At 43.4% G+C, this 18,802-nt stretch carries 11 protein-coding genes; 5 read left to right on the top strand and 6 right to left on the bottom strand.

Annotated features, from left to right (window positions below):
- Positions 1-449, top strand: a 449-nt coding sequence (locus tag AC1DP6_RS33305; protein WP_477058739.1) for an SRPBCC domain-containing protein, incomplete at its 5' end; no start/stop codon positions are given.
- A gap of 37 nt (positions 450-486) precedes the next feature.
- Here AC1DP6_RS33305 and AC1DP6_RS33300 read toward each other — a convergent pair.
- Positions 487-1,128, bottom strand: coding sequence for an ATPase (locus tag AC1DP6_RS33300; RefSeq protein WP_477058738.1), 642 nt, complete (start codon positions 1,126-1,128; stop codon positions 487-489).
- 714 nt (positions 1,129-1,842) lie between these two features.
- A complete protein-coding gene (locus AC1DP6_RS33295) occupies positions 1,843-3,039 on the bottom strand; it encodes a hypothetical protein (RefSeq protein WP_477058737.1) in 1,197 nt (398 codons plus the stop codon).
- Between the two features lie 280 nt (positions 3,040-3,319).
- Here AC1DP6_RS33295 and AC1DP6_RS33290 point away from each other — a divergent pair, with 280 nt between their 5' ends.
- The 4 genes from AC1DP6_RS33290 to AC1DP6_RS33275 all read left to right on the top strand — a co-directional run bounded on the left by AC1DP6_RS33290 (position 3,320) and on the right by AC1DP6_RS33275 (position 11,521).
- The gene (locus tag AC1DP6_RS33290; protein WP_477058736.1) at positions 3,320-4,867 is read left to right on the top strand and encodes a M20/M25/M40 family metallo-hydrolase; all 1,548 of its coding nucleotides are present in this window, start codon (positions 3,320-3,322) and stop codon (positions 4,865-4,867) included.
- Between the two features lie 601 nt (positions 4,868-5,468).
- Positions 5,469-5,819 carry a hypothetical protein gene (locus AC1DP6_RS33285; protein ID WP_477058735.1) on the top strand — a complete coding sequence of 117 codons (351 nt, stop codon included), beginning with the start codon at positions 5,469-5,471 and terminating at the stop codon, positions 5,817-5,819.
- Positions 5,820-6,027: 208 nt separating this feature from the next.
- Positions 6,028-10,374, top strand: a complete 4,347-nt coding sequence (locus AC1DP6_RS33280; RefSeq protein WP_477058734.1) for a CusA/CzcA family heavy metal efflux RND transporter — start codon at positions 6,028-6,030, stop codon at positions 10,372-10,374.
- A gap of 10 nt (positions 10,375-10,384) precedes the next feature.
- Positions 10,385-11,521: an efflux RND transporter periplasmic adaptor subunit gene (locus AC1DP6_RS33275; RefSeq protein ID WP_477058733.1), complete on the top strand. Its 1,137-nt coding sequence runs from the start codon at positions 10,385-10,387 to the stop codon at positions 11,519-11,521.
- Positions 11,522-11,683: 162 nt separating this feature from the next.
- Here AC1DP6_RS33275 and AC1DP6_RS33270 read toward each other — a convergent pair whose 3' ends face one another.
- From AC1DP6_RS33270 to AC1DP6_RS33255, 4 genes are all read right to left on the bottom strand, one after another.
- On the bottom strand, positions 11,684-12,769 hold the full coding sequence (locus tag AC1DP6_RS33270; RefSeq protein ID WP_477058732.1) for an efflux RND transporter periplasmic adaptor subunit: 1,086 nt from the start codon (positions 12,767-12,769) through the stop codon (positions 11,684-11,686).
- 19 nt (positions 12,770-12,788) lie between these two features.
- The gene (locus tag AC1DP6_RS33265; RefSeq protein ID WP_477058731.1) at positions 12,789-15,935 is read right to left on the bottom strand and encodes an efflux RND transporter permease subunit; all 3,147 of its coding nucleotides are present in this window, start codon (positions 15,933-15,935) and stop codon (positions 12,789-12,791) included.
- A gap of 13 nt (positions 15,936-15,948) precedes the next feature.
- A complete protein-coding gene (locus AC1DP6_RS33260) occupies positions 15,949-17,325 on the bottom strand; it encodes a TolC family protein (RefSeq protein WP_477058730.1) in 1,377 nt (458 codons plus the stop codon).
- Positions 17,326-17,562: 237 nt separating this feature from the next.
- Positions 17,563-18,735 carry a chromate transporter gene (locus AC1DP6_RS33255; protein WP_477058729.1) on the bottom strand — a complete coding sequence of 391 codons (1,173 nt, stop codon included), beginning with the start codon at positions 18,733-18,735 and terminating at the stop codon, positions 17,563-17,565.
- Between the last annotated feature and the right edge of the window lie 67 nt (positions 18,736-18,802).

Below are 18,802 nucleotides of genomic sequence, written 5' to 3'. Positions count from 1 at the left end.
CGGTGTACCTTAGGCTAAACCTTACCATTATGTCTAAAACGATCATTCAGGACGTATTATTCCGTAATACTACTCCTAAGGAGCTTTATGATATTTATATGGATGGCGAAAAACATTCAATAGCCACTGGGGCACCAGCTGAAATTACAGCTACTGAAGGCATTAATTATTCCGCTCATAGCGGTTATATTACTGGAAAAAACCTTCAGCTGATACCTAATCGACTAATTGTGCAAACATGGAGCGCTCAAAGTTGGTCCAGCAGTGAGGTCGATTCCTCATTTATTATTTACCTGGAGAAGCAGGGTACGGATGTGCTATTACACGCCGTGCATGCTAATGTACCTGACGATGCTTATGAAGGATTGGATGCCGGTTGGAACAAAATGTATTGGGAACCCTGGAAATTATATCTTGCCGGAACACCTATTGAGAAAGCATCTATGTAAGTATGCTGCGTGAGCTAATTTCTCCCTGCAAGTTCGATCAGAAAATAGATTTTTCTATGAGTGAAGTCAGATTAGTGAGATATTTGATAAACCATTGGGGTAATTGATGAATGCTTAAGCAGTATGTTATTTTATCGTTTTTAAGTTGTGCRAGTAATACATGATTACTTTCTGAGGTATCAATTATTTCAAGTGTATTCAATACTTTAAAGTGCTGATTTAATTTCTCAAGATTACCATAAAAATTATCTTCAATAATGTTCCGTGGCACATAATGTCCCCCTTCCTTAGTTCGGTCTATTACCCTCAATTCTGATAAATCAGGATCATCCAAACCGAGAAAAATCATATTGACTTGATATCCGGCCTCTCGAAAGCGTTTCGGAATATCCCAGGTAGCGTCATTCGTAAAATGTCCTTCGTAAACAAAGTTAGCATTGGCGGTTAGCGCCTTCTCTACAAGATTGTCAAATGTATCTTGAACGAAAGCCAATGCCAGTTTTTTGGCCTCCTTATGAGCACGAATTCCATCAGCCCACAGCTCTTTTTGTTTTTGCATGTATAGCTTATCTCCATCAAAAATAGAGCATTCCTGTTGTATTCCCAACGGCAGAAAGCTTGCTCCTACGGAAGATTTACCAGCACCATTAGAACCTGTGATAATGAAAAGTGAAGGCATACAATTATAGTAGATTGTATTGTTCTCTTATTCTTGTCGCTTCTGTATTCGAAAGATCTCGAATAAGCAAGAAATCCCTGTTATTGGGGGCTAAGGTCATAAGGGAAATTTTACCACCTGGATACTCAAGATAACACTGATGTGCTGGCAATTCTTTAGAATTGATCATAAAGGGCCGGCCACTTAAAAGTTTCGCCTGCCTGAGATTTCTCACTGCTGTGTTACCAAGTACTTCAATTGGGTTGCCCATATATAAGCATCTGATTATTAATTATTTACAACTATACTATCTACGGTCAAAGATACTAAATTCCAGTTACATTTCCTTGATGGTCTACGATATTACTGACGGCGCAAACACCCATCTAAAATTGAACTCAGGCTTAAATATATAGTATGCAAGTTGATCTCCCAAATGCGATAGTATGCGAAAGTTTAAGTAATAGCTTCCGTCGAAAACGAGTTTTTCGGGGAAAATCGAACCAACAATTTGCCGCTTCTTCACATCTCCATCTTTATAAAGCTGGTCAAGGGTTACAAGATAAAGCTGGTCAAGGGTTACAAGGAATTTTGCCACATCATCGAAGAGGGATTCTATATTATTTGTATTCTTTGCGGGATACATTAATTTGGCTGCCAGTATTTTCACCGCGTACACCTCACTGGTAAAAGCGTCATAAGATGTCATTATTGGAAAATTCTCCTACTATAAACTTACTTCTGCAGGCTGTAATTTCCTGATACCTCTTTTATCAGGTTGTAGCCATCTGCGAGTTGTAGTTCCCAGCCGTTGCCATTTACTTTCTTACCGGTAATTTTATCAGGGAGGCCAAGACTGATCTTATTCCAGGAGGCGCTAACCAATGAGCCCCTGGTTACGGTTAGGATGCCCCATTTATCAGACACTCTGATATTGGTATATACTGTGCCATATCCTTCCAGCGGAATAATATTCCTGGGGTCAAAGGAAATACTCATCTGCTCAAAACGTAGTTCCGTGTGAGGCTGTGTTACAAACTCCTGTTTATAGGCAGCTAACTGCTGCCTGATCCTTTGTTCCCTTTCTGTTTCGGCTGCTATAATTGCAACTCCGTTATATTGCGCCTCCCTGGTAGCAATAATTGTTTTGATATCTTCAGGCAAAGAGAGGTTGAAAGCGGTGATGAAATACGTAGCAAGGTTAGTGTTGTTCTTAATTTGACTGTTCCATCCTGGTTGTATCTGGTATAGAAGATAGCCATATATGGGGATAGTCTGATATGCAAAGGATCTCACAAAAGTGGGGTTTTGCAGGAACTCATTAACTGATTTATCAAAGTGTAGTATCATCTGTTCTTTATTTCGACCACTCATTACAGCACCGGTGTATTCTGCAAGACCTTCATTCAGCTCCAACGCATTTTCAAGGGTATCTGCACCAGGATAACATAAATAACGATATCTCCTGAAAGTAAATGCATCTGTTAAATAATTTTTCCTGCTGGAAATATCAGGAGCATGTAATGCTTTTAACATGGCTTCCAGCTCCAATCTAAGGTAAACCCTACCATCCTTTTTATCAAGATGATTATTTGCAGGATTGGCTGCCACAAAAGAAAGGCTTGCCTGGGTTTTGTGAAATAATTCGTGTGTTAATAGATTGAGCCTGTCTTCCTTGTTTTCAGGTAAAGGTAGGATAATCATCGCCCAGGTTTTTCCCTGCCAATTGACCGCAGTATTGGCTATGTTTATCTTTTCTGGTAAGATGCCGGTATAAATACTTCCGTTTTTTTGTAATGATCCGATGCTGTCAGGCTCATTGGCGTAGACCTGGCGGGTCTCCCGGTTAACCAGTAACATCGGACCATATAAGTTTCTATTCCATAGCGATGTATGGTTTGTAGTGGCGATCGCCGCTTCATTAAAATACATCTGTATATGCTTAGCTGACGTGTCCGGATGTTGGCAATTAGCAGCGATAACGGTACAATAAAAGCTCAAAAAAACTAGATAGAATACCCTCATGGATTAAGTTTAATCAGGTTTCTATAAAAATAGTGGAAGTTCGATACTTATCGGATGCTCTTAGCCAAGCATCCAATTATATTTCCCCTCTTTTTATCATGTGACATTTAAAAAGAAGCTTAACGGAGCTGGTTATTTATATGCTCCCATTTAGCTATATTTATACATATATCTAACCCCCCGTTGTATGAAAAAAATATTTGTTCTAATCCTATTGCTACCAACAACATTGTATGCCCAACAAGAAGCAGTAGACTTATCTATGATGCAAAAGATCCGTACGGAAGGACTCGAACATTCACATGTAGCAGACATTGCGTATCAGCTAACAGATGTAGCGGGTCCGAGGCTCACGAATTCTCCAGGTTACAGAAGGGCCGGTAAATGGGCCGTACAAACCCTGCAGCAATGGGGGTTAAAGAATGCCACACTGGAGCCATGGGGACAGTTTGGTAAAGGCTGGAGTACAGCACATGCTTATGTGGCTTTAAAAACACCTTACTATCAGCCATTGATCGCCTATCCCAAAGCCTGGAGCAGTAGTACCAAGGGACTGGTAACAGGTAATGTTATTTTACTGGACAGTCTTTCCATTGCTGCTATTGATCAACTGGGAGCGGCCCTGAAAGGAAAAATCGTTATAGAAAATACAAATGATACTTTGCTGCGGCCTGTTCGCGCACTTTACCGGTATCCGGATAGCCTGCTGAATAATTTACCGGATAAATATATGATAGAGAGCCGCGAAGAAATAGTACACTACCAGGAAATAATCAAGCAACAGGCAGCCGTAAAAAAATACCTCGCAACAAAAGGTGCATTGGCTTTGATATCGATGTCACCTAATGGAAGAGATGGTACGCTGGAAGTAAGTGGAAGAAGTGGCTATGTAAAAGGGTATGAGCTGCCTTTACCCGAAGTGGCAGTATCCAGAGAAGATTATCTCCGGTTCCGGCGTTTACTTCGTTCATCCGTACCTGTGAGGCTGGAAATGGATATCCGCAATCAATGGTATACCGATGATCTCAGGGGCTATAATGTGGTAGCAGATATCCCGGGAACAGACCCGGTATTAAAAAACGAAGTAGTCATTATCGGCGCACACCTGGATTCCTGGCATAGCAGCACAGGTGCTACAGATAATGGCGCGGGCTGCGCGGTAATGATGGAAGCCATCCGTATATTACAATCATTGGGTGTACAACCCAGACGTAGCATACGTATTGCACTATGGGGAGGAGAAGAAGAAGGGGTACTGGGTTCTTTTAATTATGTAAAAAACCATTATGGTAATCCCGCTGATATGAAGTTGTCACCGGAGCAGCAGCAGGTTTCTGCTTATTTTAATCTTGATAACGGCACAGGGAAAATCAGGGGAATCTATCTGCAGAATAATGATTCCGCTGGTCCTGTTTTTCGTAGCTGGCTACAGCCTTTTGCCGACCTCGGTGCCACCGGTATCACCAGAAGCAATACTGGGAGTACAGATCATTTATCCTTCGAGGCAGTAGGTATACCGGGTTTTCAGTTCATCCAGGACCCATTGGAATATGAAACCAGAACACATCATACCAATATGGATAGTTACGATCACCTGGCTATACAAGACCTTCAGCAGTCTGCCGTTATCGTAGCCGCTTTTATCTATAATGCTGCTATGCGTAATGATAAGCTGCCGCGCAAACCATTACCGCAGCCGGGCAGATTTTTATTTGACCTCGATTATCCGCTGTAAATGGCAACTATATTTTTCGAATAACAGTGTCTCCATATTCCGGTGAACCTCATGAAACTCAGCTAACCGTTTGCCGGAATAAGGCTAGTTACCGTATTTTCATTACGTTGATACCGTCTGTGTTATGCTTAGCCCCCGCTATGTACCCGTAGTAGCATTGCAGGAGAGGTGGACTTGATGCGGGGGGTGAGGTTCGGATGTATAACCCCGATGAAATTGCATCAGCAAATGTATGGAGGTCAGAACCGGCCATAGCAGTGCTGCTTCCCTACCAGGGGGAAGCTGTGGAAAGAAATATACTATTGAAAAAAAGCAGGTATAAAGGGGTTGTTTATCAAAATGTCTCCGGGGGTAAAAAGCTAGTGTAGTAGGGATTTGAGCATGACAAATGCGAGTGTATGGGTCTTTAGAGAATATTGAAAAAAGGATATTCCCCAGGGTTTTAACGGGATACTAAGTCGTGCGATAATAAAACATTCGCTGCGCCCTTTGATTCATATAGACTAATAAACTTTCGAGGGTAGTTTAACTAATGAAATTTCTTTCAAAGAATAACTATATTTGCCTCATGCGATCATGGATTACCAAAATATCGTTGGTGTTGGCAGTAATTGTAATTACTGCGCACAACCTTGTTTTCCATGACCATGACCATGATCATCACTTGTTTACAGCACAGCATTCACATGATGACCGGGACGATGATCACAAAAAGCATGGGCTGTTTGCGCTTAATTTGATTGATCACTGCTTTACTTCTCCGTCTAATAACAACCTACAACATACACTTCCATTATTAACTTTACTTTTTGTTCCGGAGCCGGTTTGTTTACCGGAAGTTATTTGTTATCCGGTTTCAAAAACAAGTTATCAGCTGAAGCATGAATTTCCGCCTCCGCTGAAAGCTCGTTCCAGCCTGTCTTTTAGAGGCCCCCCAACCTTATCAGCATAATTTTCACCGGATCATTTTTTGTCTGGCAGTCTTTGCTATGCAATAACTACAAGTTGCATTGGAGCGGCCACATGACATATACCCTTTTCTATACTCGATTTTGGAAGCTAATAGCGCCGGTGGCTATGTTTCCTGCAATTACTGCGATTCTATTTTTTAGTACCTGTATCGGCCAGGATAGGTGGAACAGGTATACCAATTATTCGATATGCTGAATAAGATCATTGAATTTTCAATCAGGAACAAATTGACTGTTGGCCTATTTATATTGGGCCTTATTGGTTATGGTATATATGAGGTCACAAGATTACCTATAGATGCGGTTCCTGATATTACAGATAACCAGGTGCAGGTGATTACGGTTACCCCTTCGTTGGGAGCACCTGATGTAGAGCGGCTGATATCCTTTCCTATTGAACAGGCAAACAGTAATATACCCGGCCTTAATAAGATCCGGAGCTTTTCCAGGTTTGGGTTGTCGGTAGTGACGCTTGTGTTTGATGATGATGTGGATGTATACTGGGCACGGCAACAGGTAACAGAACGCTTGCAGGAAGTACAAAGCCAGATTCCATCTGGTTTCGGTGTCCCGAAATTAGCGCCAGTGACAACGGGACTGGGAGAAATTTACCAATACACTGTTCGTCCTAAAAAGGGATATGAGGACAGATATTCCGCGATGGACCTCCGTACCATCCAGGACTGGATCGTGCGCCGACAGCTACTGGGTGTAAAGGGAGTTGCTGATGTAAGTAGCTTCGGTGGTTATCTTAAACAGTATGAAATCGCGGTTGAACCTACCAAATTGAAATCTTACGGTATTTCTATCAATGATGTATTTAAAGCTCTCGAAACCAACAACCAGAATACAGGGGGAGCATATATAGAAAAGGAACCCACCGTACTTTTTATCAGAAGCGAAGGACTGGTAGGCTCTGAAGAAGATATCAAAAAGATTGTTGTTAAAAATACCACCAACGGCACCCCGCTGCTCGTAAAGGATATTGGTGATGTTCGCCTGGGATATGCCACCCGATACGGCGCTATGACCTATAACGGCGAACGGGAAGTATCCGGTGCGGTGGTGATGATGCTGAAAGGAGCCAATAGTAATGAGGTTATTAAAAACATCAAAACACGTATAGATCAGATACAGAAGACGCTTCCGGAAGGTGTGATTGTAGACCCCTTTCTGGACAGGACGAAGATGGTGAATAACGCCATAGGCACGGTTGAAAAGAACCTCCTGGAAGGGGCGCTGATTGTGGTTTTTGTATTGGTGCTCTTCCTGGGTAATTTCAGGGCTGGCCTATTGGTGGCATCAGTGATACCACTGGCCATGCTGATAGCCGTTATTATGATGAATACCTTCGGCGTAAGTGGAAATCTCATGAGCCTTGGTGCGCTCGATTTCGGGCTGATTGTTGACGGTACGCTTATTATTGTCGAAGCGTGTATGTTCAGGCTTCATCATTACAATAAAACAACCATTACACAGCAGGAAATGGATCATCTTGTGCTGGAAACATCTGGTAGGATGCGTAATGCAGCGGTTTTCGGAGAATTGATTATCCTGATTGTTTACCTGCCCATCTTTGCATTAGCCGGTGTAGAAGGGAAGATGTTCAAGCCAATGGCACAAACAGTCGCCTTTGCGCTATTCGGAGCCTTCCTTCTTTCCTTAACTTATGTACCCATGATGAGTGCATTGGTTTTAAGTAAAAAGATTCCGACAAAACTCTCCTGGTCCGACAGGATGATGGAAAAGCTGGAAATACGGTACCAGCGTGTACTGAGCCGGGTTTTGAATTACCCTAAACTGATCATCGGTTCTGCTGTTGGTATGCTGGCTGTTGCCCTGTTTGTCCTGTCTTTATTAGGAGGAGAATTTATACCACGGCTGGAAGAAGGCGATTTTGCGGTAGAAACAAGAGTGCTTACCGGCAGTAGTTTGAAGACATCGACCACCGTTGTTTCTCAGGGAGCCAAGATACTATTGGCGAAGTTTCCGGAAGTAGAAGAAGTAGTAGGAAAAACAGGTAGTAGTGAAATCCCTACTGATCCTATGCCTATAGATGCCAGCGATATGATGGTGATCCTTAAAGATAAAAAAGAATGGACTTCGGCAAAAACGTTCGATGAGCTAACCGAAAAAATGTCAAAAGAACTGGAAGCTATTCCCGGTGTGACTTTCGGGTTTCAATATCCTGTACAGATGCGCTTCAACGAACTAATGACTGGTGCCCGCCAGGATGTGGTCTGTAAGATTTATGGGGAGGATCTTGACAGCCTTTCGGTATTGGCCAATCGGTTAGGTGCAGTGGCCGGAACAGTAAAAGGAGCCACAGACTTATATGTAGAGGCGGTAACTGGTATGCCGCAGATAGTGATACAGTATAATAGAGATGCAATAGCCCAATATGGTCTTAATATTAAAGATATAAACAGCATCGTAAACACCGCTTTTGCCGGTCAAAGCAGTGGCCTGGTATATGAAGGAGAAAAACGCTTTGATCTGGTGGTGCGTTTAAGCGGCCAGCAACGACAAAATCTTGCCGACGTTCAAAATCTGCTTATTCCAACTCAACAGGGAACCCAGATACCGTTATACCTGGTAGCCAATGTATCCATACAGGAAGGCCCCAATCAGATACAGCGGGAAGATGCACAACGCCGGATTATTGTTGGATTCAACGTGCGTGGCCGTGATGTACAAACTGTTGTAGCCGAATTGCAGCAGAAGATATCCGGCAAAATCAAATTGCCTCCCGGATACCATATAACTTATGGTGGGGCGTTTGAAAATCTGGAGGCGGCAAAGAAGCGTTTAAGCATCGCCGTACCTGTTTCCCTGTTACTCATTTTATTAATGCTATACTTTGCCTTCAACAGTATCAGACAGGGGCTTCTTATTTATTCAGCTATTCCGCTGTCGGCCATTGGAGGGATTTTGGCGTTGGCATTACGAGGTATGCCTTTTAGTATATCGGCTGGTATTGGCTTTATTGCCCTGTTTGGCGTTGCTGTTCTCAACGGGATTGTATTAATCGCTGAATTTAATCGCCTGCACAAAGAAGGAATGAATGATGTGAGAGAAATTGTACTGAAGGGCACAAGGGTGCGTCTTCGCCCGGTATTAATGACGGCATCAGTAGCTTCCCTGGGCTTTCTGCCAATGGCACTGAGCAATGGTGCGGGGGCGGAAGTACAACGGCCACTTGCTACGGTTGTTATTGGCGGCCTGGTAATAGCCACGTTTCTTACTTTGTTTGTGCTACCAATGCTTTATATCATCTTTGAAAAACGTCACTTAATGAAATCCGGTAAACATCTTCCGGGAGCAGCCCTCATATTACTGCCATTCTTACTGTTGGTAGCTCCGAATGCACAGGCCCAGCAGCCTATTTCATTAAATGCGGCGCTGGATACTGCAATGAAGAATAATCTTTCTATCCGTAACCAAAAACTGAATGCAGATTATCTGAATAAATTGAAAGGGTCCGGATGGGACGCAAATCAGACGTTAATAACGGGTGAATATGGTAAAATCAATAGCGCCTATAATGACAATAAATTTGCCATCTCTCAAACTATAAAATTTCCAACTATTTACAGCAGGCAGAAAATGCTGCTAAATGAAGAATGGAAGGAAGGTATGCTGCATGTTGCCGTAAAACAAACGGAACTCAGACGACAGGTTACATTTGTTTATTATCAGCTATTATTCCTGCGTAGCAAGAACGAATTACTACATCATACGGATAGCATTTATGCTGTCTTTTTAGAAAAAGCTGCATTGCGTTTCAAAACCGGGGAAAGTAATCTGTTGGAGAAAACCACGGCAGAAACGCAACGTGGTCAGATTGGATTACAGCTGGAACAATTGCAACAGGACTACGGCATCCTTCAGGCCAGGTTAAAAGTATTGCTAAACAGCACAACCGACCTGGAGCCGGATAATAGCCCCCTTAAAATGCCAGCACCTGCTACTGATGATACCACCGCACTTTTAAGGCACCCATACTTGCAGCTGCTGGAGCAACAGGAGCAAACAAGTATTTCAAAATACAAACTGGAAAAATCCAGATTATTGCCCGATTTGCTGTTAGGTTATAACAATATGACGATGAGGGGTATGGGAGCTGATAATAAGGAATATTCCGGCGGCACCCGTTTTCAGTCTGCACAGTTGGGGGTGGGTATCCCACTTTTCTTTGGTGCACAGAAAGCAAAAATTAATGCGCAGAAGATCAGCCAGGAACTAGCTGTCAATAACTACCAGGAAGGATTACAAGCGTTGCAGTTACAATACGATCAGGCAGCAAAACAATACAAAAAAGCGATGCAGGCGGTTACATATTATGAAGTATCCGGGTTAAAGAACGCTGATACCATTATTGCAACCGCTAACCTGCAGTATTTAAATGGTGACATCAGTTACCTGGAATGGGTGATGCTGAACAATCAGGCTTTTAGTATTCAGAATGAATACCTGGATGCCGTGAATAATCTGAACCAGTCAATCATTGAATCCAATTCTTYATTAAACAGGTAATACAAAATTCATGAAACAGTTTATCGTCATAATAGCTACATCCTGTTTATTAGCGGCATGTAACAGCAAACCTAAAGAAGAAGAAAAGGCGCCAGCAGCCGGTAAAGAAAACCTCATTGAAATGACAGATGCCCAGTTGAAAAATGCAGGTATCGTCGCAGCGCACCCGGAGAAACGTAGCATATCCGCCGTCATTAAAGTAAACGGGCAAATTGATGTGCCGCCACAGAATATGGTTAGCATTAGTTTTCCGTTGGGTGGGTTTCTTAAATCCACCAATCTCTTACCAGGTATGCACATCAGCAAAGGAGCTGTAATAGGAGTCATGGAAGATCAGCAGTTCATTCAGCTACAACAGGATTACCTTACTTCAAAGGCAAAATTGGCCTACCTCGAAAAAGAGTATAATCGTCAACGGGAGCTTAATCAAAGTAAAGCCACCAGTGATAAGCTATTTGAGCAAACCGAAGCAGAGTTTAAAAGTATGCGAATCCTGAACAAATCAGTAGCAGAAAAATTACAGTTAATAGGGATCAATGCTGCTAAACTTGATGAAAACAGTATTTCAAGAAGTGTAAATATATATTCTCCCATAAATGGCTTCGTATCTAAAGTGAATGTGAACGTAGGTAAGTTTGTGAATCCATCAGACGTGTTATTTGAAATCGTAAATCCTACAGATATTCACCTGGCGTTGACGGTATTTGAAAAAGATTTAAACAAACTGGCTATCGGTCAAACGGTAAAAGCCTATAATAATACCAATCCTGAGAAAAAATATAACTGCAAGATTATTCTTATCGGTCAAGACCTTTCTGCGGAAAGAAGTGTACAGGTACATTGTCATTTTGAGCAATATGATAAATCATTGATACCGGGTACGTATATGAATGGAGATATTGAAGCCGCGAATGACAGTACCTGGTCACTGCAGGAAGCTGCGGTGGTGCGTTTTGAAAATAAGGAATTTGTTTTTTGCAGGAAAGAGCATAACATTTTTGAAATGTTACCGGTTAAGACAGGCAGCCATGAGAATGGTTACATTGAAATTATAACAGCAAATGCCGATAATCTGGCGAGCCAACAAATCGTGGTTAAAGGTGCTTATTCCCTTCTGATGAAAATGAAAAATACCGCGGAAGAATAATGGCTGAGAGGCAGATATGTAAAATGAAAACAAAAAAATATCCGGGAATGCCAGAAGAAAAGGCGTTCCCGGATAGCTGATATTATTGTAACAGTTATATTGTTTGGTATTCCGGCTCTTTATAGGATGGCATACGATAAAAAGAATATCGCATCATTAAACTTAATGTTTCAATACCCAAAGGCCCGTGCTACCTGGTTTTCTTTCATCTGTAGCTTTTTTTAACAGGGTATCGCCAACGGATATGTTGCCAAATATCTCAATGCCTGCGTCAACAGTCATGCCTTGCCGGATGTCCACCCATTCTGCTTTGCCTTGATGAACGCGGATTACAAATTTCTTTTCCTGGGTGGTGGCAACGGCTGCAAAAGGGACTATGAATGATGAAGTACCGCGTTCCAGGGCAATCTTTACATAAGCGAAGGAGCCTGCTTTGAGTAAGTGATCACTGTTATCTACCTGATATTCCCATAACTCAGTGCGGGTGCCAGGATCAATCGTTTCCGATTTGCGGGCAAGCACTGCTTTGAAACGTTGTGTGGGATAAGCATCTACCCGGAAATCGATATTCTTTGAAGTGCTGGCAGCAGCCGTATAGATTTCAGGCACCGCTGCACGAAGGCGCAGGGTCCGGTTATTCTGCACAGTGAGTAACATGGCATTGGAACCTACCAGTGATCCGGGGTCGGCTTTACGGGCAGTGATTACACCGTCAAAAGGAGCCGTGATATACAGGTATCCGGACACTTCTTTGTATGCCTGCGATTGTTTACTGGCAGCTACATAGGTAGCACTATCTGCCAGCATTAAATTGCGACTACGCTCCAGGTCCACGGGTGCTACAATACCAGGTGTTTTGGCCTGGGATGCCCGAAGCAACCGGTCATAATTATCTCTGCTGGATGCCCACTTAGCCTTAGCAGACTGTAAAGCTGCTTCTGATTCTGCAAACCGGCTGTTAACTTCCGGTGCTTCTATAATGGCAAGTGTTTGTCCTTTTTTTACACGATCGCCCAGATCTACTTTCATGGCACGTACAAAGCCCTGTACTTTTGCAAACAACTCTGCATTTTCATATGGAATCAGTTCCGCTGGCAACTCGATCGTTTTTTTAACAGTATCCTGTTTTAAAACAAATACGGGCACAGTATCCTGCACGGCACTTGCGCTTTCTTTTTCCGGTTGTTTCTGTACGTTACCGCAAGCTGCTAATATTACAATGGCACTAATGAACGCGATGGATCGCATATAATTGAGTTTATTTTTATTACTGTTTATCATAGTGAGTACTGTTTGAATCATCCGGATCTAAAGAAACATATTTAAATGGCCTTCTGCCGATGATCAGTTGATATACATGAGGTAGAAAAAACAACACACCGATAGCGGAGAATAGTAGTCCACCGATTACCGCGATGCCCAATGGAGCTGTTTGATCGCCTCCTTCCGAAATGCCTGAAGCCATCGGGATCATTCCTGCTATCATTGCGGCACTCGTCATTAAAATAGGACGTAACCGCGCTTCGGCTGCCCGCATATGGCCGAAGGGAATGCCTTCTTTCCTGTTAAATTCAGCGTTTGTAATAAAAAGTACTGCATTTGCAATGGCTACGCCCACCGCCATGATGGTACCCATATATGACTGAATATTTAAGGAGTTGCCAGTAACTAAAAGGAACAACAACGAACCGGCAACTACCGCTGGTATAATGGATAAAGTAGCCAGTGCAACCCGGAAGGATTGAAAGTAAACAGCCATTACAAGGAAGATCACGATCACGGCTATCAATAATCCAAATTGCAGACTGGTAAGCGTTTGCTCCAGCAACTGCGGCTGACCGCGCAGCAGGATTTTGGCTCCGTTTGGCAATTTTCCCATGCCGGAAACCATCTTGTTTACTTTACTGAAAACGGTTCCTACATCCTGTTTGTGGACGTTCGCGGTAATCGTAATGTAACGTTGCTGATTAAGCCGGTCGTATTCTCCTGCAACAATAGTGCGCTTCCAGGTAGCTACTTCACTCAAATAATGTGTATTGCCAATGCCTCCGGATATTGGAATAGCTTCCAGTTGCGCTGTACTGTTCATGCGATACTCCGGATATTGCACCTGCACCTGGTAAGCAGTACCAGTTGTTTTGTCAAGCCAGTAATTAGGCGAGGTAAAGCGACTGGATGAAGTGGCTATAGCAATTGAGCGCGCTGCCTGATCTMCTGAAATACCCAGTTGTCCTGCTTTTACTCTATCTACATCTAACCGGATGGCCGGATAATCCAATGGAGTGGATATTTGAAGATCACGTAAAGAAGGAATGGCAGACAATTTATTTAATAATACCTGTGCTGTTTTTCTGCCTTCTGCCAGATTACGGTTCACCACAGCTATTTCTATCGGATTGGTACTACCAAGATTTAGCACCTGTTCCACGATGTCACCCGGTTCAAATGATATGCTTGCTTTAGGAATTTCTTTGGCAATAGCGGCTCGTAGTTTTTCCCTGAAAACGGCAATGGGAATAATATCTTTCGTTAGTTTTATTTTAGTAACCGATTCCTGTGGTCCACTTGTCCATAAGTGAATGTAGTTTACGGGGAAGCTGGAAGGCTGTGTTCCAATAAAGGCCGATGTAATCTCCGTATTTCCTTTGCCGGCAATGCTGTCGGACAAAGATAAAAGTCGCCGGGTGGCATCCTCTGTTCGCTCGAAGCGTGTACCAACAGGGAGGCGTAAGCGGACCTGCGTTTGTCCGCTATCAGTTTGTGGGAATAGTTCTGTTCCGGTAAATGAGAACAGGAGCAAAACCAGACCGACTGAAATAACCAGGAATAATGTTGTGACCCATCCGAAACCCGATTGGAACCGTTGCCCAGCGGCAGCATACCGTTGTTTTATTTTATAGTAAAATCCTTTATCCTGTTGTTCGTCTTTGTTATTCAGGTGATCTTTCAGCAACCAGTTGGCTACTACCGGTACAAAAGTCTGAGATAACAGGAATGATGCAATCATAGCGAATCCTACTGCCAACGACAGCGGCATGAACATCGCTTTGGGAACACCATTCATAAACATAGCCGGTACAAAAACGGCCAGAATACTCAGTAAGATCAGTAGTTTTGGTCCGGCTATTTCGCGACAGGCATCTGCGATGGCACGAGCTTTATTTTTACCCATTTCCTGATGCCGATGTATATTTTCAATCGTGACCGTGGCTTCATCTACCAGTATTCCTACAGAAAGGGCTAATCCTCCCAGCGTCATGATATTGATTGTTTGACCGGTGAGATATAATAACGTGGCGGAAGAGAGTAGGGCCAATGGGATAGTCATTATAACAATCAATGCACTACGGCGATCACCGAGAAACAGCAATACCATCAGTCCTGTAAGTATGGCTCCTAAGCCACCTTCAAACAACAGGCTTTTCAGCGAGTTAATAACGTATCCTGACTGGTCGAATTCATAAGTAACTTTAATATCTGCTGGTATGGCGTCCTGCATATCCGGCAACGATGCTTTCACTCTCTGTACAACATCCCAGGTGGAGGCATCTGCACGTTTGGTCACCGGAATATACACAGAGCGTTTACCGTTAATCAGCGCATAGCTGGTGGTAACGTCTGCGCCCAGCGTTACGTTGGCAATATCTTTTACGTATACTGCCGGACCTGCACCTAATTGCAGCGGCGTATTCTGCAAGTCCTGCAAGGTTTCAATGACACTATTTTGTGGAGTGATATAGGTGGTATCACCAATGCGAACATTACCGGCGGGGGAGATGGTATTAAATTTAGCGATGGTCTGCACCACCTGATCAGGTGAAAGATTATGTCCCCGCAACTTTTCAGGATCTACCGTAATCAGCACCGTTTTTTGGTTACCACCGAATGGAGGAGGAGCAGATACACCTGGCAATGTAGAAAACATGGGTCGTACTTTAAACAAAGCTAAATCCGATATCTCACCTAATGATCTGCTTTCTGAACTGAAAACCAATTGTCCTACGGGAACACTTCCTGCATCAAAACGGGTAACAAATGGTGGTACTGTACCTGGGGGCATAAAAGCTCTTGCACGGTTCACATACCCAACTACTTCAGCCATTGCCTGGCTCATATCTGTGCCTTCGTTAAATTCTATTTTAATAATAGCAGCACCCTGAACACTTTTAGATTCTACATATTTAACACCTGTGATGTATAGAAAGTGGTACTCGTAATAGGAAGTAACAAATCCTTCTACCTGTTCGGGAGACAGCCCGCCATAAGGCTGTGCAACATATACTACCGGCAAACCAAGGCGGGGGAATATATCGACCTTCGCATTGCGGATAGACAGGAAAGAAAAAAAGAGGATGGCAATAACTGCTACCAGTATGGTGACGGGATGCCTTAATGCCGAAATGATTAGTTTCATAAAGCGCGTATCGTTATTTCAGTTTATCTGTAAATACATTCAGGTTACCATTTGCCGCTGCCAGCTCCAACAGGGAATGCCATACCTGCAAAAAGGTATTGGCTTCACCTGCTTCGGCTTTTAGCAGATCATATTGCCCCTGAATCAGCCTTGTAAAATCTATCAGACCACTTTCATAACTAAGCTTCAACCCATCAAAGGCGAAACGTGCAGCATGGGCCTGTACCAGCGATTGTTGTGCAATAGATAAGTTCTGCTCATAATTAAATTGTGCAGTTTCTTTTTGCTTTTGCAGGTTTAGTTTGACCTGATCCAATTGTGCCTCGTCTGATTTAAGCAGCAGCTTGTACTGCTTTTTCTGGAGATTTACCTGTGAAAATTGCAGGATGGGAAAACTTATCTGTACGCCGGCGCCATAATTTCTACGGGATAAAGACCAGCCATCTGCTTTGTTGACAGATCCATCTGGCTGCACACCGGAACCACGCGCAAAGGCATTGGCCCAGAGATCAAGTTTAGGTCGCCATGCCCGTTGTACTTCTTTGAGGGCAGCTTCGCTGACTTCTTTTTTAGTCTGATAATACTGAAGGGAAGGGTGGGAAGCAAAGCCGGAAGAGGTGTCTGCATCAACAGGCAATTGATTAATCAGCAAAGTATCTGATAATACAATACCATCCGGTTTTTCAGGTAAATTAGTTATCCGTGTGAGTTCAGAAATTTCTGCATAGTACTGACGCTGTATTGTCATCAGATCTGTTTGCGCCTGGGCCAGCACTGACTGGAATTGGGTAGTGTCAATACCGGGTCGTAAGCCTTGCTGTGCATATACCAGGGACTGTTGTAGTCCAACTTTAGTGCGTTCGATATTGGCTTCATAACTCTGCAGGAGCTTATGGAGATACACTGCATTCAGGTAGGATGTTATAGCAAGGAACTGTTGCCGGAAAAGGGCATCATTGTAATAAGTGCCCGCCAGTTTATATTGTGCTGCTGCCTTTTCAACAGCCGCCTGTCGCTGCCCAAAGGTAAGCGGGTTCCATTTCAACAAGGCTGCTACAGCAGTACCAGGAACCGGATCATATACATTTCCGGTAGAAGGCGGGCCGGTCATAGGAGAGATTAACCCCGGATAGCTAACCCCGATAATATTATTGTAGGTGGCATATCCCGCCTGGTAACCAGCGGTTAGTTCCGGCATCAGTGAGTTTTTCGCAAGACTTACATTATACTGTGCCGCCTGGGATTGTTGCTCATATGCTTTCACCTGCGGTTGTGATTGCACCAGGGATAGTAATTCCTTAATATGGATGGTTCTTTGTTGCGCTATAGCCGGTAAAGACAGCATGATTAAGCAACCATACATAAATACCTGCTTATGGTAAACGTTCATTTATAAGTTATTTAGAGTAGTCTTATCCGATCTTTCTTTCAGCATTCAGGCGTTCTGTTTTGGGAAGTTTCTGCAATATAGCCCTTAAATTTATCCAACATTCCCAAGGCTCCGTTAGCATCAATTAATTTTTCAATATTTTTTTCCTGGTGGCTGTAAGCCAGTGCGCCGTTCGCATGTAAGATTCCTGTACCTCCAAAGAGCAGTCCGGACTTAAGAAATTGCATCCTGTGCATGTTATTGCATATGCTTTAGTAAAAGCCCGATACCTGCCGCCACTAATATGATTACCGGTTCAGGCAATTTTTTAAATCGTAATAGCACTATCACCGTGATGATAGCCAGGGCAATCGTGTAAACATCTACCAGTGATCTTTTACCTAATACAATCACGGCACCGGATATGGCGCCGATGGCAGCAGCAGTAACACCATCAACAAAAGCCTTTATGCCGGGATGTTTTCCATATTTTCTGAAATAAGGTGCAGGCACCACTGTAAAAACATAAGAGGGAAAGAAGGTGCCAAAAGCAGCCACGCAGGCACCGGCAAAGCCGGCCACCAGGAACCCGATAAATGCTACGGTTATTACAACCGGGCCGGGGGTAATCATAGCCACTGCTACTGCATCCATGAATTGTTGCTCATTCAACCAGGCGTGTTCTTTTACCACACCACCATAGAGAAATGGAACGATAGCTAAACCGCTGCCGAAAACCAATGCTCCTGCTTTAGTAAAGTATAAGAGGATCTGCCAAAGTGTATTACCAGATGCGCCGAATGAAAAATTGAACAATAGCGGGAATGAAAAAGATTTAATAAGTTCTCCGGCTTTTTTCTTTGGGAGGGCTTTTTTCTTCTTTGGAGATTTTACCCACCAGTAAATAATTCCGGCGCCAAGGAAAAGCAACACGTTTTCATTTTCTTTCCATACCGTATAGGCGGCTGTAATGAGATAAATGGCGCCCAGCCACTTATCTGTGCCAATTGACTTACGGGTTAGTTTATAGGCGCTCATAGCGATAATGCCAATGACAGCTGCACCAACCCCATAAAATACGGCCTGCATCCAGGGAATACCCTGCCACTGCGTATAGATAAATCCCAGGGTTACCACTATAATAAACGATGGCAGCACAAATGCTAACCCGGCGAGTGTTGCCCCCAGGATACGATAGTGTACATATCCAATGTATATGCCCAACTGTGCGGCCAGTGGGCCGGGGGCGAGCTGGGCTAATGCCAGCCCTTCTTTATAATCTTCTTCACTAATCCATTTTCTTTTTTCAACCAGGTCACGGTGCATGTAGCCTGCAAGAGCAACCGGGCCGCCGAAGCCCCAGCTGCCTAATCCAAGAAAATAAAGCACTAATTGGCGCAGGCTATAAGTCGCGGTGTTATTATTGTCCATTACTATTTACTAATGTTTTATGCCAGGTATGTTTTTCGTCCTGCCGATACTTTGTCCGGCTGTATAG

The sequence above is a fragment of the Chitinophaga sp. 01L420 genome, from assembly GCF_056399985.1.
Note: the sequence above shows the minus strand (reverse complement) of the source record. Positions and strands in the feature narration are given on the sequence as shown.